Origin of the sequence: Fibrobacter sp. UWCM (genome assembly GCF_900129735.1) — a bacterium.
Taxonomy (GTDB): Bacteria; Fibrobacterota; Fibrobacteria; order Fibrobacterales; family Fibrobacteraceae; genus Fibrobacter.
This window is the reverse complement of the sequence record NZ_FQWR01000001.1, coordinates 224882-243951: the sequence shown is the minus strand read 5'-3', so window position 1 is coordinate 243951 and position 19070 is coordinate 224882. Positions and strand designations below refer to the sequence as shown.

Sequence of the window (19070 nt, the reverse complement as noted above, 5' to 3'; positions counted from 1 at the left end):
GATGGAACATAACCTTTCGGACTATACCTTCGAATTTCCGAAGGAACTGATTGCTACCCGCACGGCGGGTAAGGGCAAAACACGTATTCTGCATTGCCCCAAGGATGGCGGCGAGCGCCGCATCATGAAGGCTCCCGAAATTGTGGAACTGTTCCACCCCGGCGACTGCCTGGTGGTGAACAACACGAAGGTGATTCCCGCGCGCCTTTACGGTCACACGCTGCACGGCGGAGAGGTGGAAACCCTCCTTGTGCAGTCGCTCATCCCGGCAGAGAACGGCGACGCCCGCTACGAGGCGCAGGTCCGCCCGGGCAAGGCCTTCAAGATCGGGCGCGAACTCGAGATTGCCGGCGTGAAGGCGACGGTCGAGGAAATTCACGAGGACGGCGCCCGCGTGCTCCGCTTCGCGACGACCCCCGTGGAACTCGAGGCCGTGATGAACCGCGAGGGGCACGTGCCGCTGCCGCCGTACATAAACCGCCCCGATGATGAGGACGACAAGAAGGCCTACCAGACTATTTTCGCGAAGTATTCGGGTGCCGTTGCCGCCCCTACGGCAAGCCTGCACTTTAGCGAGCAGATGCTTGCTGACCTCAAGGCGAAAGGCGTGTACGTTGCCGAGGTCACCTTGCACGTAGGGCCGGGCACGTTCCAGAACATCTCGGTCGAGGACTTCACCCAGCACAAGATGCACGGCGAACATTATGAACTCACGAAGGAAAACGCCGAGATAATCAACAAGGCGAAACGCGAAGGCGGGCGCATCGTTACCGTGGGTACCACGAGCACGCGCGTCGTGGAAACGATTGCCGATGCGAACGGGATTGTGAAGGCCCAGTCGGGCGTGACGCACGCATTCTTTTACCCGGGTTACCGCTACAAGATTGTGGACGGGCTCCTCACGAACTTCCACTGGCCCAAGAGTTCGCTCATCTTGCTGGTGTCCGCCTTCTACGGGCGCGAAAACACGCTGGAAGCCTACAGGATGGCTGTCGAGAACAAGATGAAATTGTTCAGCTACGGCGACGGAATGCTAATTTTATAACCGAAGGCGAAGTCCTGCTTTGCCGAGTCCGCGCGAGCGGTCAATTAGAAAAGGAAAAGACATGAAGATTGCAGTTATCGGCGGTGCCGGCTACATTGGATCCCACACGACGCGTGAACTTCTTGACCGCGGGCACGAAGTCTGCGTTTTTGACAACCTCAGCAGCGGTCTCGAGCAGAACCTGTTCCCCGAGGCGGGTTTTGTGAAGGGCGACATCCTGCACCCCGAAGAGATTGGCAAGTTCCTGAACGATTTCAAGCCCGAAGGCCTCGTGCACCTGGCCGCCTTCAAGGCCGCCGGCGAGTCGATGATCAACCCCGAAAAGTACAGCGTGAACAACATCACGGGTTCCATCAACATCCTGAACGCCGCCTCCGCTGCCGGCGTGAAGTACTTCGTGTTCTCGAGTTCCGCGGCCACCTACGGCGCCCCGAAGTATCAGCCGGTCGACGAAAAGCACCCGACCGAGCCCGAGAACTACTACGGCTACACGAAACTCGCCATCGAAGGGTTCCTCAAGTGGTACGATAAGCTACGCGGAATCAAGTTTGCGGCTCTCCGCTATTTTAACGCCGCGGGCTACGACGTGAAGGGCCGCCTCTGCGGACTCGAGAAGAACCCGGCGAACCTCATTCCGGTGGTGATGGAAGCGATTCTCGGCAAGCGCAAGGAACTGCTCGTGTTCGGTAACGACTACGATACGCCCGATGGCACGGGCGTGCGCGACTACATCCACGTGAACGACCTCGCGATTGGTCACGGGATGGCGTTCGACTACCTGCAGAAGAACAACAAGAGCCTCATCGTGAACCTCGGCGTGCAGCAGGGGAGTTCCGTGCTCGACGTCATCCACATGGCAGAGAAGGTGAGCGGACGCAAGTGCCCGTACCGCATCGTGGAGCGCCGCCCGGGCGACCCGGCATCGCTTGTGGCTAACCCTGCGAAGGCCCTGGAGATTCTTGGCTGGAAGGCGCAGTACAGCGATCTGGAGACGCTCCTTTCCACGACCTGGAAGGCCTACCTCGCCAACGAGAAATAGGCCCTCTTGTCGGCCCCGCGAAAATAAAGACATCCCTGGCTAGGCCGGGGATTTCTTTTAGACACCCGCTTTTTCCAGCATCCGCTTTGCCTGCTTGGCAAGCAGGTCTTCGGCGTTCATCTCGACAACCTTCTGCAGGCGCTTTATGCCTTCTTCAGGTTCAATTCCGCGGTTTACGCGTATCTCGCCGATGGTAAACAGCGCACGCCTTGCAATCTTCGCGTCTTTCTCGAGCTTGAGCCCTTTTTCGAGCAGTTCGAGAGCCGCTTCGTAGCACATGCGCGACCTTGCCGTATCGCCCCATTCCAGCCACTGCGTGCTCGGGACGTCGATAAACAGGTTCGGGCTTACCATGCGTTCTGCGAGTTTCTTCAGGCCTTCGGTATCGAGCGGATGCTCCTGCAGCATGCCCGTCATTGCCTGGCACAGGTTGATTTTTGCCGCATCGTAGTGGCCCTTCTGCGCCTCGCTGAACCCGGTATCCATCTGCATGCGCGTCTTGACGCGGCGCTCTGCGGTAATGTTCCTCTGGGCAGTCTGCTTCATGCGGGTCTCGAGGGCATCCTTGCGCAGTTCCGAGAAACTCTTCCTGCGCTTGGGCATCTTGATTCCGGCAAGCGCGCCCAGGCCGAATGCGGGGAACGAAGCGATCGCCGTCGCGGTGGAAATGCTCGGGTTTACGAACACGTTCACGATGACGTCGAGCATGAACCCCATAACGGCTATCCCGCGCACGATTGCGGGCACGTCGTCCTTGTTGTGGTCGAACGCCGTGGCGCCCAGCATAAAGGCGAGCGCGATACTTGCGCCCATGTAGCGTTCCGCGTTCGCGTGGCTAAAGAGGCTCATGTCGGTAAACACTCCGACAATCGGGCCGCCGGTGACGGCAAGCAACAGGAAGAACCCTGCGGTAATGGGCACGCCCCAGCGCTCGCACAGTCTCACGTACGCAAACAGGAAGAGTATTGCAAAAAGCAGGTAGCTCGCAAAACTCGGGAACAACAGCCAGCTTGTGGTAAGGCGCTCGAGTTCGCCGTCCTTGGGCACATACGCCATGTTGTACCGCAGGAACTTGTCGGTGTAGTTCTTGATGTACTTGTAGCATTCGCGCTCGAATTCCCTTTCGGTGGGGTATTTCCCGTGCTCGCGGGTGTACTGCTCCTTCCCGCCGCCGATTTCCCACCATTCGCGGAACTCCGTCCTCATGGCCTTCTTGCGCTCGTCGATATCGAAACCCTTGCCCGCAGAGATAATCCTGTCGCGGTACTGCACGAATTCCTGCATCTTGGTCTTTTCGTCGTCACTGAGCCCTACGGTCCTGAACTGCGCGGCGCCTTCCTCGGCCCACCATTTCTCGAACGATTTCTCGATGTTGCTCTCGAGTTCTTTTTGGCTTATCATGGGCGAAAGCGCCGTGACGGCATTGAACACGCCGATGCCGAGCACCACTGCGAATGCGATGTAGTGGTGTACCCTGAGTCTCTTGATAAACTTCTTGCAATCCCTGACAAACTTGTCCATATTACCGTTTCCCGTATTCACCAAGTTGATTCCACAAAAAGTCGGTATTCACGTCGCGGTAGCCCTGCGCGTTCACGCGTTCGCGGAGCTTGTGGGCTATGTCGAAAAGGTTCGGGCAGTTCTGCATGCGCTCGAAACTGTCGAAGAGCGTGAGGCTGTCTATCCATTGCGCAAGTTCGGGGAACCTGCTGTCATTGAAACGGTTCTCGCGCCCGGTCTTCAGGTATTCGAGGTAGCGGTCCGTAATCTTGTGGCCGTCCTCGATAAAGATGTCCATCGCCTTCGGGAACAGCTTGTAGCCCGTAAGGAACTCGTGCACGATGATTCCGAAGCTGAAGTAGTCTACGGAGTAGGAGAGGTTCTCTCCCATTATGGCCTGCTCGGGCGCGCTGTAGCACGGGGTGAGCTGCCCGCCGTATTCGTTCACCGTCTCGCGGAGTTTCGCCTGCGCGTAGCCGAAGTCGCAGATGAGAATCTTGTGGTTGTTCTTGTGCAGCGGGTTCTGGCACAGCAGCAGGTTCTTCGGCTTCAGGTCCTTGTGCACCACCTGGTAGTAGTGCAGCTGGCTAATCGTATTCGCGAGGTAGGCAATCTGGGCGACGCGCTTCAATATCTCGTCGTCGGTAAGATTCGTGTCGAACAGGCGGTCGAGCGAACAGCCCTTGATGAATTCCATCTTCAGGTAGGGGTGCCTTCCGGCGATGCCCCCGCCAAAGCTCTGCACCACACCCTCGATGTTTGTCGCGCGTATCAGGTTGTTGATGCGGATTTCGTCCTGGAATGCGCTCAGGAGCATGTTCAGGCGGTGGAGCCTGTTCTTGCCCGGCGTGGCCCAGAACTTGCATATCTTTACCACGATTTCGCGCTCGCCGTAACGGCGCTCGTCGTTCGGGTGCTGTATCCAGAAGTTAGCGCGGTACAGGTTGTTCGTGCCCTCGAGCGTGAGCGGCTCAAGGAGCTCGATTTTTTCCATCGCGCCGTTGTGTAGGAACTCCGGATTCTGGTCGAACCACCTCTGGTATTCCTGCATCGTGTACTGCGGGCGCAGCGCAAGATTGCGGGAAATACGGTCGAGCGATTCAGCGAGAAAGTTCCGGAGCATCATAATCAAGCCTTCCTGTTTGGCGCCCAAATATAGGTTTTTACCGGGACGCGGGCCGGACTATTTCTTCTTGATTTCGCGGTTCCAGGTGAGGAGTGTCCATTCCTCTTCCTGCTTGTCGAGCACGCCCGTAATATAGTCGTAAGCTTCGTCCACGGTGTCGCAGAACTTGAAGAGCTTGAGGTCTTCCGGGTTGATCATTCCGGTCTCGGCGAAGTACTCCCAGTTCACCGCCTTCTTCCAGAACTTGGAATCGAAAATCACGACCGGCAGCTGCTGCGCGTACTTGTCGGTTTGGATAAGCGTGAGCATCTCGAACATCTCGTCGAGCGTGCCGAAACCGCCGGGGAACACCACGAGCGCGCGGGCCTTCTTTAGGAACCAGTACTTGCGGATAAAGAAGTAGCGGAACTGCAGGTTCAGGGCGTCGTCGAGGTAGGGGTTCGGGTGCTGTTCGAACGGGAGCTTGATGTTGAGCCCGATGGAGGGCGTGCCCACGTCGGTCGCGCCGCGGTTGCCCGCTTCCATGATGCCGGGGCCGCCACCCGTCATGATGGCGTAGCCCTGGTGGCGCTTGTTTGCCCACTTGCCGAGTTTCTGCCCGAGTTCGCGGGCGGCATTGTACGATTCAGCCACCTTCTCGAGCTTGGCGAGGCGGGCGAGTTCCTTCTTGTCCTTGCAACCCTTGCGGCGCTTCTTGATTTCGTCGGGTGGCAGCGTGCGTGCCGAGCCAAAGAAGACGATGGAGTTCTTGATTTCTTCCTGTTCAAAGACTTGCTGGGGCTCGTAAAATTCCGAAAGGATGCGGAGCGGGCGGCCTGCGTCGCTCTCCATGAATTCCTTGTTCAAGTATGCCATCTGGCCCGGTGCGGGGGGGAGTTTCTTCTTAACCATAAAAAGGGTCCTTTTTGCTGTTTTACTATAATATATGTTGCAAAATACGAAATTGAACCAAATTTTTTTAGAAATTTCACTTATTTCCCGAAAAAACTTTATATTTAGGGTATGCTAGTAAAGATTTGGACCGACAGCTTTATTATCACGGGCGAGATCGACACGCTCCGTGACGAACGCCTTACCGACTATATCCGCGAGAACAAGGACTTTATCGCGGTAACCCAGGTGAAGGTCAGCGACAGGAACGACAAGGACCTGTTCCGCACGCACTTCCTCAACGTGAGCACGAGCCACATCGAGATTATCCTACCCGCAGAGTAGCGGTCCTCATTACCTCCGTTATCCCCGCGTAATATTGTCGTCATCCCCGCGTAGGCGGGGATCCCTCCTAAAAAAAGAAGCCGCCCCAATCGGAGCGGCTTGAATTGTATCTATCCGGCCTGGATTACATGAAGAACCAGGTGGCGACAAAGCGGGTCTTGAAGGCCAAGTCGATGCGGCTGTATTCCCAATTCGGATCTTCCCAGGAGGAGTACATAAAGGAAAGCCCTGCCTTGGCAGTCAAGTAGAAGTTTGCCACGGGATTCACGCGGAAACCGGCGAGGAGGTTCACGTCGAAGCGGTTGTTGTCTTCGCCCAAGTGGTTGAAGATGAGTTCGCCACCGAGGGAAACGGGGAGGAGCATCTGGGCTGCGACAAAGTCGAAACCTGCACCGAGGCTGATTTGGGTATAATCGTCTTGGCCGTCCTGTTCGCCGCCGTTAGCCTTGCTTTCACCAGAGGTTTCGCCGTGGTGGAACATGCCCAAGATGGCGTAGAGTTCCATGTTCGGGGCGAGCTTGAAGTTCAGGAAGAACGTCGGAAGGCCTGCGCCGAAGGTTTCCTGGATGTCAAGACCGAGACCCATGAAGCCTGCACCGGACTGGGCGGGGGCTGCGGCAGGTGCGCTGCTTTCAGATGCGGCAGGTGCCGGAGCGGGGGCGGCGGCCGCCGGGGCTTCGTCTTCTTCGTATTCGTCTTCGTCGTCCTGAGCGTAGCTGTAGCTGCAGAGTGCCATAGCCGTGAGGGCTGCGAGGAAAATCTTTTTCATTACCATACTCCTTGTGGAAATTTGATTTGCTACTTGAAATATAAACTATATCCAGGTTCTTGTCTATACAATTCATAAGGTCAATAGCCAATAGTCATTGGTCAATGGCCTTTTTTTTACTATTGACTAGTGGCCAACTACTAATGACTAGAGTTCCATGCTGACTTTCGCAATCAGGAACCGCCTGGAAACCTCGTCGAGCTTGGCGGGGTCGATTTCGAACCCGAGGAGGCCCGCGTAGATTACGAACGGGCTCGCCGTACAGCCCTGGTCGTTGCACTTTACCTTCACGAAGAGAGCTCCGTTTACAGTGTCGATGCCGAGCACGTGCTCGTTCAGGTCGATTTCCTGCCCGCGGTGGTTCTTCACGACGGGGAGCGCCTTCGCGTTGAACCGCTCCATCAGGTCGGCGGGGATGCTTTCGGGCGTGTGGCGGTAAACCATCGCCTTCGGGAAGTGCTTGCTGAGCTTTTCCTTCAGCGGCTCGATGTTCACGATTTCCATGCCCCGCGGGAACGGCGCGCTCAGTTGTTCCATGAGGCGGGGGAGGTTCTCGGGCGATATGTCGAGCTTCTGCAGTAAGTCCACGCTGATGATTTCGCAGTACGTCTCGAGGCCCAGCGGGAGCGCGCCCATGTTCGAGATGCGCGGTTTGGGACTGAAGCCTTCGCTGAACTTTACGGGGATGCCCGCACACAGGAACGTGCGCTCGAAGAAGCTGAGCATGTTCTGGTGCGGCAAAAAGCGGCTGAGGCCTGTCTTCTTGAAGGTAATCTTGTAGCTGAAACTTTCCGTCTTTTTCGGGCGGCGTTCCGCGACGAGCTTCTTGATTTCTTCGGGAGTGCGGCTCGGTGCCTTGTGGCGTACGGGGTCGTCGGCGAGCCTGATTTCGTCGCCGAACCCGGGAATGCCGCACTTCTGGCAGTCGCCCCACTTGCAGTTGGGGACGGGCGCGCTGTTCGGGTCGAACGCCTTCTCCCACTCGCGGCGCAGGTACTGCTTGGTGGTACCCGCATGGATGAAGTCCCACGGGAACACCTCGCTCTTTTCGCGCTCGCGGTATACCCAGCTGGTGTCGTAGCCCATCTTTTGCCAGACGGCTTCCCACTTGGCAAAGTCGAACCGGTAGCTGTCGCTCTCAAAGATGATTCCCTGCTTGTAGGCCTCGTAGATGACGGGCCCGAGGCTACGGTCGCCACGGCTGTAGATGGCCTCGAGGAAGCTCGTTTCCCAGCTGGCCCAGTTGATTTTCACGTTCGGGTGCTTGAAGAACTTTTCGCGCACGAAGCGGATATGCTTGAGCGCGGTTTCCTTGTCCATGTAGGGCGCCCACTGGAGCGCGGTAAAGGATTTCGGGATGAGGATGCCGATGCTGACCGCAATCTGGATGCCGCGGTTGTACTTGCGCCCGATTTTCACGAGATTGAAGATGAGGTCGCAGAATGCCTGCATGTCGTCCAGGTTCTCGGTCGGGAACCCAATCATTGTGTACAACTTAATCTTGTTGAACCCGCTGCTGAACGCGTGCTCGGCGGCATCGTACATGTCCTGGTCGCTGATGGTCTTGTTGATCATCTTGCGGATGCGCTCGGAGCCCGTCTCGGGAGCGAACGTGGCGCTGCGGCCACCCTTGAGGGCTGCAATCTTGCCGGCGAGCGTCTGCCCGAAACTGTTCACGCGGATGCTCGGGAGGCTCACGTCCACCGTATCGAAGAACGGGTCGTCGATGATGCTGTCGGTGAGGGCCTCCACCGGCTTGTAGTCGGCGGTAGAAAGGCTCAAAAGCCCGAGTTCGCGTTCGCCGGTGGCGCGGATGCCCGCCTTCGCGATGTCGAGGACATCGTCCGGATTGAGTTCGCGGCACGGGCGGTACCAGATGCCCGCCTGGCAAAAACGGCAACCCTGCGCACAGCCGCGCATGACTTCCACGCTGAAGCGGTTGTGTACCAGCTGCATGTTTGCGATGAGGTTTTTGACCGGGTAGTCTTTCGGGTCCATTACCGGGATGAACAGGCGGCGAACCCCGTTCGTGGTGGCGTAGGCGCCGGCGGCAGGTTCCGCCGGCACAATCGCGCCGAATTCGTTCGTGACCACCGGGCGCAAGCTCGGCACGTAAACGCCGTCAATCTTTGATAAATTCTCGAGTATTTCGGCGCGACTGAGGCCCGCCTTGCGGCCCTCGCCTACGCACCGCAGAAAGTCAATCATGACTTTCTCCCCGTCGCCAATCATGAACGCGTCGAAGAAGTCGGCGACGGGCTCGGGGTTCGCCATCGAGGGCCCGCCGGCAACCACGATGGGGTCATCTTCCTTGCGGTCCTTCTGCCACGCGGGAATGCGGGCGAGTTCCAGCACGTAGGGCACGTTCGTGAAGTTCAGCTCCGTCTGGAGCGTCATGCCCACCACTTCGAATTCGCGTACCGGCGTGTAGGTCGCGTAGCTGTACAGCGGAATATCGTACTTCGCCATCTCGCGGGCCATGTCGTCCCACGGCGCGAACGAGACTTCGCAAAGCAGGTCGCTCTCGCGGTTTATCACGTGGTACAGGATGCGGATGCCGTTGTTGCTCATCCCGATTTCGTAGGTGTCCGGGAATACGAACGCCATGCGGCAGAGCATCTGGCTGTGGTCCTTTACCACGCTGTTCGCCTCGCCGCCCATGTAACGGGCTGGACTTTCTACGGCGGGTAACGCTAAGGCGATTTTTTCGAGGATGGTCATAGTGTCAAATTTAGAAAAAGGAACCTTAAAAGCACGTTTTTTTATAAAATTTTCGTTTACTTGAGAACGAAAACATATTTCTTTTGATAAATTTATGGTATGAGCTTCTTTTCTTATTTCCTTTGCCTTGTATTTTTTGTCGGCGGTGTCGTCGCGGCCTATTTCGTACCCGAAAAGACTCTGGCCCTGCACCTGAAATTTGTATTGATTGGAGCCTGGGGCGCGGTTCTCGGCCTCCTGTACTACAGCCATTGCAAGCGCAAGTTCACCGAAGCCGAAGCGAACTTTACCGAAGCCCTCAATGAGACCCGCAACGCATCCCCGAAAACCGAGTATGTGCCCGTTGTCCCGTCCCTGAGCGATGAACCGCAGCCTTTCGAAGGCCCGAGCGTAAAGAAGAAGCCTTTCGACAGCATTCTCCCTCCCGAAGCGATTCCGGCAGCCGAGGCCCTCAAGCAGGTGGATGCCGTACAGCACGCCTTCCCGCTCGATGCCTGGAACACGTTCTGCAAGCGTATCCTCAAGAACAGGCCGTTCCCCGATGTGGTGGAGGCTCTCGAGAAGTCGCTCCCCGAACTGTTCCCGGGTGGCGCAGGCATCCTCTACATGTACGGCGGCGTGCAGACCGAACTCCACAAGATTCTCTCGTTCGGCGATTACGTTATCAGTGATGACGTGATTATGCCGGGCGAATGCGCGAGCTACAACGTGGGCGATGTCGTGGTGAGCGACTATACCTCCGGTGAATTTACGGGCGGATGCACCCACCTGCACCACCACCCGCAGGGTGTTTCCTTCTGCGCCCCGATTGAAGGCCTCGAGGAGCATTTCGGCATCCTCTCGGTCCAGGTGGACAAGTTCCCCGAGGGCGATTCTCTTGAATTCTGGAAGGCGAAGGTGAGCATTGTCGCCGCGACCTTCGGGCTTTACGTGGCAAACCAGAACCTCAACTTGCGGTTCCAGCAGCACAGCATCCGCGACAACCTTACGGGGCTGTTCAACAGGCGCTACATGGAAGAATCCCTGCGCCGCGAAGTGGCTGCCGCAAACCGCCATGCGACCCCGATAGGGATAATCATGATTTACCCCGATGCGGCCGAAGCCATCAAGACCGAGAAGGGCAACCATGCCCTCGAGCAGCTGCTCTGGGAACTGGGCCAGCGCCTGCCCGGGTTCATCCGCACCGAAGATATCCCCTGCAGGTTCGACGGTAACGTGCTGTGCGTGATTCTGCCCGGCGCCGATTGCAAGATTACGCTTGAACGCGCAGAACGCATCCGTAACGAGATTTCTCAGTTGCAGATTTCCTACGGCGACGGAATCCTCGCGACCAAGCTGAGCCTTGGCGTGTCCGTGATGCCCGACCACGCGATTGACGAGGGAACCCTCATCTACAACGCGCAGGTGGCCCTCAAGGCGGCACTCGAGAACGGCGGCGACAGGGCTGTGTCGTTCGGCGCTCTCCGCACGTAGTTTCCCGCAAAAAACAAGGACTATAAACCAAAACACCCCGACCGAAGCCGGGGTGTTCTTTGGGGTTAGGAGGAGAACAAAGAGTTCTTGTACTATAAGATAGTAAAAAAAATAGGTCGTGGACATTAAATTTGTGTTTTTTCCAAAAAAGTGTAGAGAACTTCACACCACCCGCAAAAAAGCGGGGCGAAGCGTCCCGTTTTTCAAAAAGGGGCGATTTCGCCGTTTTGCCTGGAAATAATCGGCCTTCATTTTCTAAATTATATGCCGTATGAAGAAGTTTATTGCTCCAGTTGTCTTGTTTATCGTGGCAGCAGGGCTTGGCGCCTATTTGCTCCTTGATTTTTCCGCGGTTAAGTCGTCTTTTGATGCGGAATCCTACCTGGAAGCCCGCAGCAGGATAGATTCCCTGCAGGTAGCCCTGTTCGAGGCTCAGGGAAACCCCGATTTACAGCTTAGTATACGCACCGAACTGGAACAGTCCTGGGAATCCCTGGGCGATATGAGGACTGCACCCGTGCCCGTCGCTGCGGAAAACCCGCTGGGAGTTTCCAGCGAGACCATGCTCTGGATTGCGGGGGGCGTCGCTGCGATTATCCTTTGCATTATCTTGCTTTTCGCCGTCCTTGCGCACAGGAAGAAGGTCCTCACCATGAAGATGGAGGCCATCAAGGCTGCGGAAGAACAGCGTTTCAAGGAACCGAAGGGAGGGCTCGACGACGAGACGATTGCGCGCCCCCGCCCGCAGAAGCGTTCCATCATAGACGAAGTGTCCGAGTTCGCCGAGCGCGAAAAGCAGCAGGAACTGCCCAAGATGGCTTTCGAGGACGAGAACGGCGTGCCCGAGAACAAGATTATGACGACCGACCTCGATGCGCCGCGCCCGCAGCTCAGGCCTACGGCGAAGGAACGCATCACCTCGGCCATGCAGTCGCTTTCCGACGTGCTCCGCTCCCCGCGCGGCGTGACCCGTGACCGCACCATGAAGATTCGTGCGCAGAGCCACAACATGACGGGCGACCCGACCCTGCAGGCGAAATCGCCCCTCAAGACCAGCAGGTTCGATCGCGAACTCACCGAGAAGACGAAGATCATGCAGATGTCCCGCCGCGGGTTCCCTGCTTCCGCAATCGCATCGCAGTTGAAGATTCCGCAAGATCAGGTCGAGGCCGTTATCAAGGAATCCCTAGAATCGGGGAACTAGATGCGTTACCGCTTCCGCTGTGAATACCTGGGAAGCGCCTTCTACGGTTGGCAAGAACAGAACTGCGCGGGCAAGACGCGCTTTGTTACGGTGCAGTCCACTCTCGAGGAAGCCCTGACTACGGCTCTCCGCGCGCCTATCCGCGTGGTGGGTTCCGGGCGTACGGATACGGGCGTGCATGCCCGCGGGCAGTGCGTCCACTTCGATTTCGACGGCGAACTGGACCCGGTACGTACGGTCCGCTCCGTAAACGGCCTCACCAAGAGACTCATCCGCATACGTGACCTCGAAGCGTGCCCGAGCGAGTTCCATTCCCGCTACGACGCGCTTTCGCGTTACTACCAGTACACCATCTTTACGCGGCCCGTAGCCCTGATGCGCGACTTTGGCTGGGAATGCGGCAGCGTTGACCTTAACTTGGATGTAATGGAATGCGAGGCGAAGGCCTTCCTGGGCGAACATGACTTTATCGATTTCTGCATTCCCCGTAACGACGGCAAGTCCACTCTCTGCACGCTGACGGAATTTCGCCTGGAACGCCTGAACGACTGGAGCTGCATGTTCCACATCAGGGGCAACCGATTTTTGCACCGGCAGGTCCGCGCGATGGTCGGAACGTTATTTGATATCGGCCGCGGGCGTTACCCGCTGGGTACGGTGGAAAAGATATTCGCCAAGGATTTCAAGGGCGAACGTACCTGGGCTCCTCCCCAGGGGCTTGTGCTCCAGGATGTAGAATACAGCGATTACTGAGTTCTTGTTGTTGGTCGTATAACCAATGACCAATGACTAATGACTAATGACTAGTCACTATTGACGCCTGAGCAGGTCGAGCATTTCCTTCACGGCGCGTTCAAGGCCCACGAGGACTGCCCTCGCCACGATGCTGTGGCCGATGTTGAGTTCCTCGATGCCCTCGATGGCTGCAATGGCTTCCACGTTCCTGTAGTTGAGACCGTGACCTGCATTGACGCGCAGGCCGTACTTCTTTGCAAGGACGGTCATGTCCTGGATGGCGGAAATTTCGCGGTTGACTTCCTGGATGCTGCCGAGGTCGCAAGCCGAGGCGTATCTTGCGGTGCTGAATTCCACGAAGTCGGCACCGACCTTCTTCGATGCCTTCACCTGCTCGGTTTCGGGGTCGATGAAGATGCATGTCGCGATGTCGTTGTTCTTGAGGGTCATCACGATTTTTGCAATCTCGTCAATCTTTGCCGCGACGTTCATGCCCGCCTCGGTCGTGATTTCCTGGCTGTTCTCGGGTACGAGCGTCACCATGTCGGGCTGCACGTTGATGGCGAACTGCACCATCTCGGGATTGGTAGAAATCTGGAGGTTGAGTTTCGTGGAAACCGTGCCGCGCAAAAGCTTGAGGTCGCGGTCCTGGATGTGACGCTTGTCTTCGCGCAGGTGGGCAACAATGCCGTTGCAGCCTGCGAGTTCGGCAATAATCGCTGCGGCAACCGGATCCGGTTCGCGGATCTTGCGTGCTTCACGGATAGTGGCGATGTGGTCTACGTTGACACCCAGTTTTACGGTCATGGAAACTACTCCTTGTTGGTGTTCATAAAGGTAGATAAATTTATGAGCGTGGTACCCTGCGCGGTCGTTTTTTCTTTCAATGTCTTGACTTTCTGGACGCTCTCGAGCGTGAGGGGGAGAATGATTGCCGCCATGCCGCTCCTTGCCGCCCCGCGGAGTTTCTTGTGGACGAAGTCGTCAATGCTGCTGTTCGAGGGGTTGTAGGGCGTGATAATCTTGCAGTTCATGCCCACTTCGGGGCAGACGTCCGAAACCTTGGATTTGCTGTTGCCCGAAAGGTCAGCAAACCACAGCTGGTGAGCCTTCGCTGCGTTGAGTACCGCCTGCAGCAGCGGCTTGTGTTCGACTGCCTTGTCGGCGAATCGCGTGGCTATCCCGTTTGCCGAGGGTACGAGCGTCTTGGCGTCCGTAATGATTTCTGAAATCTGGTCTTCCGTGAGGTAACTGCGGATGGCGCGCATGTTCTTGTGCCTGCTGTCAAGGCTGTTCGATTCCATGAGAAGCCACAGTACGAGTTCCTTGTTCTTTATCTTGTCCAGGTCGGGGTAGAAGCCCTTCGGCATGTCGAACGGGGTTATCAGCAGGTCGTAGGGGTAGTCGAGCGAATTGAGCGCCGCGATGATTTCGGGCATAATCCTTTTTTGCTGGAAAGCTTCTCCGGTTATCTGGAACGAGACTGAAAGGTACGATGCGTTGTCGCGGAATATGTTGCGTGATATTTGCAGGTTTATCCGGAGCGTATCGCCATCGGGGGAGAGCGCGTCCAGGTTTGCAGACTGGAACGCGTCGTTGTCGTTGAAAAGCTCCTCCATGTAGAGGACCTTCCCGTTGTTCTTGTCGATGAACCGCTTCGCCTGCAACAGGTAGCGGATAATCGTGGTTCCGTTCCCGAGAGTCCACACGTCGCGCTTTTTCCGGCGGGAGAACTGCGCCTGGATAACGCCTATGTCTGCCTTCATGCGGTCAATGAAGGGCGTGGTGTCCTGTACGGAATTCGTATCCGCTACTTCGGCAGCAGAGTCGTTTGCCATCTTTTCAGAAATAAAACTATCTATGTCGCTCTTGGGAAGCAGGTAGGCTGCCGTAGCGAGTACCCCGAGAACAATAAATATGGCGATTATATGCTTTGCGTTTTTCATCCCCTCCAAATATAATTATATTGCGGGCATGCCAATCCTCTTTGCAATCGCCGGAGCCACGGGAATAGGGAAGTCGCGCCTTTCGCTCGACCTCGCGGAACGATTCGATGTCGAAATAATCGGGGTGGATTCGCGCCAGATATACACGGGCTTCGCGATAGGGACGGCACAGCCTTCACCTGCAGAAATGGAGCGGGTGAAACACCACATGGTAAACTTCCTTGACCCGCGGGAAACTTTTTCGGCGGGGGATTTTTGCAGGAACGTGCGCGAACTTCTGGAAGCAAATCCCGGCAGGAACTACATTGCGGTTGGCGGTACGGGACTTTACCTGCAGTCGCTGATGCTCGGGCTCCCGAAAATCCCGAAGATAGAGCCGGGTGTGCGTGTAGGCCTTGAAGAAAAAGCTGTCTGCGAAGGTCTTGATAGTTTGTTCAAAACTGCGCAGGAAGTAGACCCCGAGGCGATGGCCGGAGTCGAGAAGGAAAACGCCCAGCGCATCATCCGCATACTGGAAGTGTGGCAGGCGACGGGCCGCAAGCTTTCGGACTGGCAAAAGGAACGCGAGGGTGGTATCGGGCAGGTTCCCGTTTTCTGGCTCCAGCGTTCGCGCGAAAACCTGTACGCCCGCATCAACGCCCGCGTGGACAAAATGATGGCGGATGGCTGGCTCGATGAGGTTCACCGCCTTGCAAAGAACGTGCCGCTCGATGCTCCCGCATGGCAGAGTCTCGGGTACCGTGAACTCCTGCAGGCGACATCACCTGCGGATGTGGCGCGGGTTGTCGATGAGGTCAAACGCAAGACCCGCAACTACGCGAAACGCCAGCTGACATGGTTCCGCTGGCAAATTCCCTCTGTTTCCGTAGATTTGGAAACTCTCGCGAACCCGTACGAGTATATCGTAGGCCAGATTTAATATATTTGCTCCATAAAACTGGAGTTTTTATGAAGAATATCGTCATTACCGGCGGTGCAGGCTTTATCGGAAGCCACGTGGTTCGCCTGTTCGTGAACAAGTACCCGGAATACAAGATTATCAACCTCGATAAGCTTACCTATGCGGGCAACCTCGCGAACCTCAAGGATATCGAGAACAAGCCGAACTACAAGTTCGTGAAGATGGACATCTGCGACTTCGACGCGTTCTACAAGCTTATGCAGGACGAACATGTAGACGGTATCATCCACCTGGCGGCAGAAAGCCACGTGGACCGCTCCATCAAGGACCCGTTCACGTTTGCCAAGACGAACGTCATGGGAACTTTGAGCCTGCTTCAGGCTGCGAAGCTCTACTGGGAATCATTGCCCGAAAAGTACGAGGGCAAGCGCTTCTACCACATTTCGACCGATGAAGTCTATGGTGCCCTCAAGATGAACCACCCGGAAGGCATCACGCCCCCGTTTACCACGACGGCTAGCTCCAGCGAACACCACCTGGCGTACGGCGACGACTTCTTCTACGAGACGACGAAGTACACGCCGCATTCTCCGTATTCTGCCTCTAAGGCCGGCTCCGACCACTTCGTGCGCGCGTTCCACGACACCTACGGCATGCCGACGATTGTCACGAACTGCAGTAACAACTACGGCCCGTACCAGTTCCCCGAAAAACTCATCCCGCTTTTCATCAACAATATCCGCCACAAGAAACCGCTCCCGGTTTATGGCAAGGGCGAGAACGTTCGCGACTGGCTCTTCGTGGAAGACCATGCCCGTGCCATCGACGTGATTTTCCATAACGGCAAAATTGCCGAGACGTACAACATCGGCGGCTTCAACGAATGGAAGAACATCGACATCATCAAGGTCGTCATCAAGACCGTTGACAGGCTCCTCGGTCGCGCCGAAGACGAGGACATGAACCTGATCACTTATGTGACGGACCGCCTGGGCCACGACGCCCGCTACGCCATCGACTCCACCAAGCTTCAGAAGGAACTCGGCTGGGAACCAAGCCTCCAGTTCGAGGAAGGCATCGAGAAGACGGTGCGCTGGTACCTCGACAACCAGGAATGGCTCGACAACATCACGAGCGGCGACTACGAAAAGTATTACGAAAAAATGTACGGGAACAGATAATGGGAAAGTTTAACTTTATCAAAACCTCCATCGAGGGCGTGACAATCATCGAGCCGACGGTCTATGGCGACCATCGCGGCTATTTTATGGAAACCTACAACAAGGCTGAATTCGACGCAGCCGGCTTAAACATGGTTTTCGTACAAGATAACGAATCCAGAAGCAAGAAGGGCGTGCTCCGCGGACTCCACTTCCAGAAGAAGAACCCGCAGGGTAAGCTCGTGCGCGTCATCGAAGGCGAAGTCTTCGACGTGGCGGTGGACCTGCGCAAGGGTAGCCCCACGTTTGGCAAGTGGGAAGGTGTTACGCTCTCCGCCGAGAACAAGAAGCAGTTCTACATTCCCGAGGGATTTGCGCACGGTTTCGTGGTGCTCAGTGAAACTGCGACTTTCGTGTACAAGTGCACCCGCCTCTACGACCCGAAGGACGAAGGCGGCCTCATGTGGAACGACCCCGAAATCGGCATCGAGTGGCCGGTGGGCAACGGCTTCGAACCGCTCCTCTCCGAAAAGGACACGAAGAACCCGCCGCTCAAGGACCTGGGCTTCGCGTTTGAAGTGTAATTCCTTTTGTCATGCCCGCGCAGGCGGGCATCTCTTATGATATAATTTTCTAATTTAAGAGCAATGAAGCATATTTTAGTTGTCTGTACGGGAAATATTTGCCGTAGCCCCACGGGAGAATACCTTTTGAAAAAGGAACTCGGTGAGGGTTTTGAAGTCATGAGCGCCGGGCTTGGCGCCTTGGTGGATCATCCTGCGCACGAAATCAGCCAGAAGATCGCTCTTGAACATGGTATTGATATGAGCGCGCACCGTGCTCGCCAAATAAACCTGGATATCCTCAAGTGGGCGGATCTTGTCCTGGTTATGGAAAATGGGCACAAGGCGGAACTTTTGCGCCGCTATCCGGCCCTTGGCGACAAGGTCCATCGCTATGGCGAGGCTCAGCAGGTCGATGTCCCCGACCCCTACCGTAGGCCCGAAAGTGCTTTTGTGTTGGCTTGGAACTTTATTTCTAAACTGACCCCTTATTGGGTCGAGAAGATTAAACAGAGCGAGGCTCAATAATGAAAAAATTGAATCTTTTGCTTGCTGCCGGTGTTGCCCTCGTCATGGGCGGCTGCTCGCTGGGCCCCCACATGCGAATGTCGGTGCCGGAAGGTGATGCGGAAGGATCCGCCGAATACAACGGCATCAAGGTGGTTGTCCACTCTATCGAAAACGGTGATTTTGGCACGGGCACGGCTGCTGCCGGTGATTCTGCAAAGTCGGATTTCGGCGAGCTTGCAGAACTGATTGTGGATTCCCTGCCGAGTCTTGAATACCGCATCGGTCCTCTGGACATGGTCCAGGTGGTCGTTTGGGAACACCCGGAACTCACGTCCCCGATGGGCCAGTACCAGCCTGCCGGCCAGCGCGTGACGACCGATGGCACGCTATTCTACCCCTATGCTGGCGAGATTAAGGCCGCGGGTCTTACGGCGCAGGAACTTCGTGCCGAAATCACGAAGCGCCTTTCCGACAAGATTTTGAACGATCCGCAGGTTGATGTACGCGTGACGGGCTACAACAGCCTCAAGGCGTTTATCTCCGGAGCCGTGAACAAACCGGGCTACGTTTCCTTTAACGAACTGCCGATGACTATCCCCGCTGCGATTGCGAGCGTGGGTGGATTTGCCGATGAGGCAGACCCCTCCGGAATGCAACTGCGCCGTGGAGACAAGGTCTATAGCATCAACTACCTTGATGCATTCAAGGCGAACCTCCCGCTCGACAAGATTCTCCTCAAGCCCGATGACCAGATTTTTATTCCGGCCCTCAGCGAGACCCAGAAGGAGAACCGCGTGTTCGTGATGGGCGAAGTTGCGAGGACTGGCGCCGTGAACGTGAACCAGGGCAAGCTCTCGCTCGTCGAGGCATTGGCTGCGGCTGGTGGCCTGCAGACGACATATGCGTCTTCTAAGTCTATTTATGTTATCCGTAACACTTCGGAAAAGCAGATTGACGTGTACCACCTGAATGCGAAGAACGCGATGGCGCTCGCGATGGCCGAACGCTTCAACCTGAATTCGCGTGACGTTGTCTATGTCGATGCTTCCGATCTTGGAACGTGGAACCGTCTCGTGAATTTGATCTTGCCTACGGCATCGATCATAAACTACGGGGCTAGCACGACTCGTAACATTGAGCTGATTTCTAGAGATGGGTGGTAA

The 19070-nt window shown here is 56.4% G+C and carries 18 protein-coding genes; 11 read left to right on the top strand and 7 right to left on the bottom strand.

The features are described 5' to 3' along the window. The first annotated feature begins 1 nt into the window (after window position 1). Both queA and galE read left to right on the top strand, forming a co-directional pair. Window positions 2–1045, top strand: coding sequence for a tRNA preQ1(34) S-adenosylmethionine ribosyltransferase-isomerase QueA (gene queA / locus BUB22_RS00910; RefSeq protein WP_073113516.1), 1044 nt, complete (start codon window positions 2–4; stop codon window positions 1043–1045). A 61-nt stretch (window positions 1046–1106) separates the two neighbouring features. Next, window positions 1107–2084, top strand: a complete 978-nt coding sequence (galE, locus tag BUB22_RS00905; RefSeq protein WP_072809167.1) for a UDP-glucose 4-epimerase GalE — start codon at window positions 1107–1109, stop codon at window positions 2082–2084. A gap of 57 nt (window positions 2085–2141) precedes the next feature. Here galE and BUB22_RS00900 read toward each other — a convergent pair whose 3' ends face one another. From BUB22_RS00900 to BUB22_RS00890, 3 genes are read right to left on the bottom strand one after another with little or no spacing between them, the layout of a single operon-like run. Further along, window positions 2142–3605 (bottom strand): hypothetical protein, encoded by a 1464-nt coding sequence (locus BUB22_RS00900; protein WP_073113515.1) that lies wholly within the window; start codon window positions 3603–3605, stop codon window positions 2142–2144. 1 nt (window position 3606) lies between these two features. Next, complete coding sequence (locus tag BUB22_RS00895; RefSeq protein WP_254794579.1) at window positions 3607–4710, bottom strand: protein kinase domain-containing protein; 1104 nt, start codon at window positions 4708–4710, stop codon at window positions 3607–3609. 57 nt (window positions 4711–4767) lie between these two features. After that, window positions 4768–5601, bottom strand: a complete 834-nt coding sequence (locus tag BUB22_RS00890; protein WP_073113514.1) for an LOG family protein — start codon at window positions 5599–5601, stop codon at window positions 4768–4770. A 111-nt stretch (window positions 5602–5712) separates the two neighbouring features. Between BUB22_RS00890 and BUB22_RS00885 the strand changes: the two genes are divergently transcribed. Then, window positions 5713–5925, top strand: a complete 213-nt coding sequence (locus tag BUB22_RS00885; RefSeq protein ID WP_072809161.1) for a DUF6812 domain-containing protein — start codon at window positions 5713–5715, stop codon at window positions 5923–5925. A 124-nt stretch (window positions 5926–6049) separates the two neighbouring features. On the opposite strand, the gene BUB22_RS00880 is transcribed toward BUB22_RS00885, so the two are convergent. Together BUB22_RS00880 and BUB22_RS00875 are read right to left on the bottom strand one after the other, a co-directional pair. After that, entirely contained in the window at window positions 6050–6694 is a 645-nt protein-coding gene (locus BUB22_RS00880; RefSeq protein ID WP_073113513.1) for a hypothetical protein, read from the bottom strand. Window positions 6695–6841: 147 nt separating this feature from the next. Next, window positions 6842–9415, bottom strand: a complete 2574-nt coding sequence (locus BUB22_RS00875) for a TIGR03960 family B12-binding radical SAM protein (protein WP_073113512.1) — start codon at window positions 9413–9415, stop codon at window positions 6842–6844. Between the two features lie 99 nt (window positions 9416–9514). Here BUB22_RS00875 and BUB22_RS00870 point away from each other — a divergent pair, with 99 nt between their 5' ends. The 3 genes from BUB22_RS00870 (at window position 9515) to truA (ending at window position 12845) form a co-directional block, all read left to right on the top strand. Next, a complete protein-coding gene (locus BUB22_RS00870) occupies window positions 9515–10888 on the top strand; it encodes a GGDEF domain-containing protein (RefSeq protein ID WP_072809154.1) in 1374 nt (457 codons plus the stop codon). Window positions 10889–11159: 271 nt separating this feature from the next. After that, window positions 11160–12092 carry a hypothetical protein gene (locus BUB22_RS00865; protein ID WP_072809152.1) on the top strand — a complete coding sequence of 311 codons (933 nt, stop codon included), beginning with the start codon at window positions 11160–11162 and terminating at the stop codon, window positions 12090–12092. Beyond that, complete coding sequence (truA, locus tag BUB22_RS00860) at window positions 12093–12845, top strand: tRNA pseudouridine(38-40) synthase TruA (RefSeq protein WP_072809150.1); 753 nt, start codon at window positions 12093–12095, stop codon at window positions 12843–12845. Between the two features lie 57 nt (window positions 12846–12902). Here truA and BUB22_RS00855 read toward each other — a convergent pair whose 3' ends face one another. Both BUB22_RS00855 and BUB22_RS00850 read right to left on the bottom strand, forming a co-directional pair. Beyond that, entirely contained in the window at window positions 12903–13634 is a 732-nt protein-coding gene (locus BUB22_RS00855; RefSeq protein WP_072809148.1) for a pyridoxine 5'-phosphate synthase, read from the bottom strand. Window positions 13635–13639: 5 nt separating this feature from the next. Next, entirely contained in the window at window positions 13640–14773 is a 1134-nt protein-coding gene (locus tag BUB22_RS00850) for a divergent polysaccharide deacetylase family protein (protein ID WP_073113614.1), read from the bottom strand. 28 nt (window positions 14774–14801) lie between these two features. Here BUB22_RS00850 and miaA point away from each other — a divergent pair, with 28 nt between their 5' ends. From miaA to BUB22_RS00825, 5 genes are all read left to right on the top strand, one after another. Further along, a complete protein-coding gene (miaA, locus tag BUB22_RS00845) occupies window positions 14802–15692 on the top strand; it encodes a tRNA (adenosine(37)-N6)-dimethylallyltransferase MiaA (protein WP_073113511.1) in 891 nt (296 codons plus the stop codon). A gap of 29 nt (window positions 15693–15721) precedes the next feature. After that, window positions 15722–16855 (top strand): dTDP-glucose 4,6-dehydratase, encoded by a 1134-nt coding sequence (locus tag BUB22_RS00840; RefSeq protein WP_073113510.1) that lies wholly within the window; start codon window positions 15722–15724, stop codon window positions 16853–16855. Next, window positions 16855–17418: a dTDP-4-dehydrorhamnose 3,5-epimerase gene (rfbC, locus tag BUB22_RS00835; RefSeq protein ID WP_073113509.1), complete on the top strand. Its 564-nt coding sequence runs from the start codon at window positions 16855–16857 to the stop codon at window positions 17416–17418. Before BUB22_RS00840 ends, rfbC begins: the two co-directional genes overlap by 1 nt. Window positions 17419–17481: 63 nt before the next feature. Next, window positions 17482–17925, top strand: coding sequence for a low molecular weight protein-tyrosine-phosphatase (locus BUB22_RS00830; RefSeq protein ID WP_073113508.1), 444 nt, complete (start codon window positions 17482–17484; stop codon window positions 17923–17925). After that, on the top strand, window positions 17925–19070 hold the full coding sequence (locus BUB22_RS00825; RefSeq protein ID WP_073113507.1) for a polysaccharide biosynthesis/export family protein: 1146 nt from the start codon (window positions 17925–17927) through the stop codon (window positions 19068–19070). The genes BUB22_RS00830 and BUB22_RS00825 overlap by 1 nt, the downstream gene beginning before the upstream one ends.

What these genes read in the sequence shown, in the direction of transcription:
- queA (WP_073113516.1), top strand. Translation starts at nt 2, where the DNA reads ATGGAACATAACCTTTCGGACTATACCTTCGAATTTCCGAAGGAACTG.
- galE (WP_072809167.1), top strand. Translation starts at nt 1,107, where the DNA reads ATGAAGATTGCAGTTATCGGCGGTGCCGGCTACATTGGATCCCACACG.
- BUB22_RS00900 (WP_073113515.1), bottom strand. Translation starts at nt 3,605, where the DNA reads ATGGACAAGTTTGTCAGGGATTGCAAGAAGTTTATCAAGAGACTCAGG.
- BUB22_RS00895 (WP_254794579.1), bottom strand. Translation starts at nt 4,710, where the DNA reads ATGATGCTCCGGAACTTTCTCGCTGAATCGCTCGACCGTATTTCCCGC.
- BUB22_RS00890 (WP_073113514.1), bottom strand. Translation starts at nt 5,601, where the DNA reads ATGGTTAAGAAGAAACTCCCCCCCGCACCGGGCCAGATGGCATACTTG.
- BUB22_RS00885 (WP_072809161.1), top strand. Translation starts at nt 5,713, where the DNA reads ATGCTAGTAAAGATTTGGACCGACAGCTTTATTATCACGGGCGAGATC.
- BUB22_RS00880 (WP_073113513.1), bottom strand. Translation starts at nt 6,694, where the DNA reads ATGAAAAAGATTTTCCTCGCAGCCCTCACGGCTATGGCACTCTGCAGC.
- BUB22_RS00875 (WP_073113512.1), bottom strand. Translation starts at nt 9,415, where the DNA reads ATGACCATCCTCGAAAAAATCGCCTTAGCGTTACCCGCCGTAGAAAGT.
- BUB22_RS00870 (WP_072809154.1), top strand. Translation starts at nt 9,515, where the DNA reads ATGAGCTTCTTTTCTTATTTCCTTTGCCTTGTATTTTTTGTCGGCGGT.
- BUB22_RS00865 (WP_072809152.1), top strand. Translation starts at nt 11,160, where the DNA reads ATGAAGAAGTTTATTGCTCCAGTTGTCTTGTTTATCGTGGCAGCAGGG.
- truA (WP_072809150.1), top strand. Translation starts at nt 12,093, where the DNA reads ATGCGTTACCGCTTCCGCTGTGAATACCTGGGAAGCGCCTTCTACGGT.
- BUB22_RS00855 (WP_072809148.1), bottom strand. Translation starts at nt 13,634, where the DNA reads ATGACCGTAAAACTGGGTGTCAACGTAGACCACATCGCCACTATCCGT.
- BUB22_RS00850 (WP_073113614.1), bottom strand. Translation starts at nt 14,773, where the DNA reads ATGAAAAACGCAAAGCATATAATCGCCATATTTATTGTTCTCGGGGTA.
- miaA (WP_073113511.1), top strand. Translation starts at nt 14,802, where the DNA reads ATGCCAATCCTCTTTGCAATCGCCGGAGCCACGGGAATAGGGAAGTCG.
- BUB22_RS00840 (WP_073113510.1), top strand. Translation starts at nt 15,722, where the DNA reads ATGAAGAATATCGTCATTACCGGCGGTGCAGGCTTTATCGGAAGCCAC.
- rfbC (WP_073113509.1), top strand. Translation starts at nt 16,855, where the DNA reads ATGGGAAAGTTTAACTTTATCAAAACCTCCATCGAGGGCGTGACAATC.
- BUB22_RS00830 (WP_073113508.1), top strand. Translation starts at nt 17,482, where the DNA reads ATGAAGCATATTTTAGTTGTCTGTACGGGAAATATTTGCCGTAGCCCC.
- BUB22_RS00825 (WP_073113507.1), top strand. Translation starts at nt 17,925, where the DNA reads ATGAAAAAATTGAATCTTTTGCTTGCTGCCGGTGTTGCCCTCGTCATG.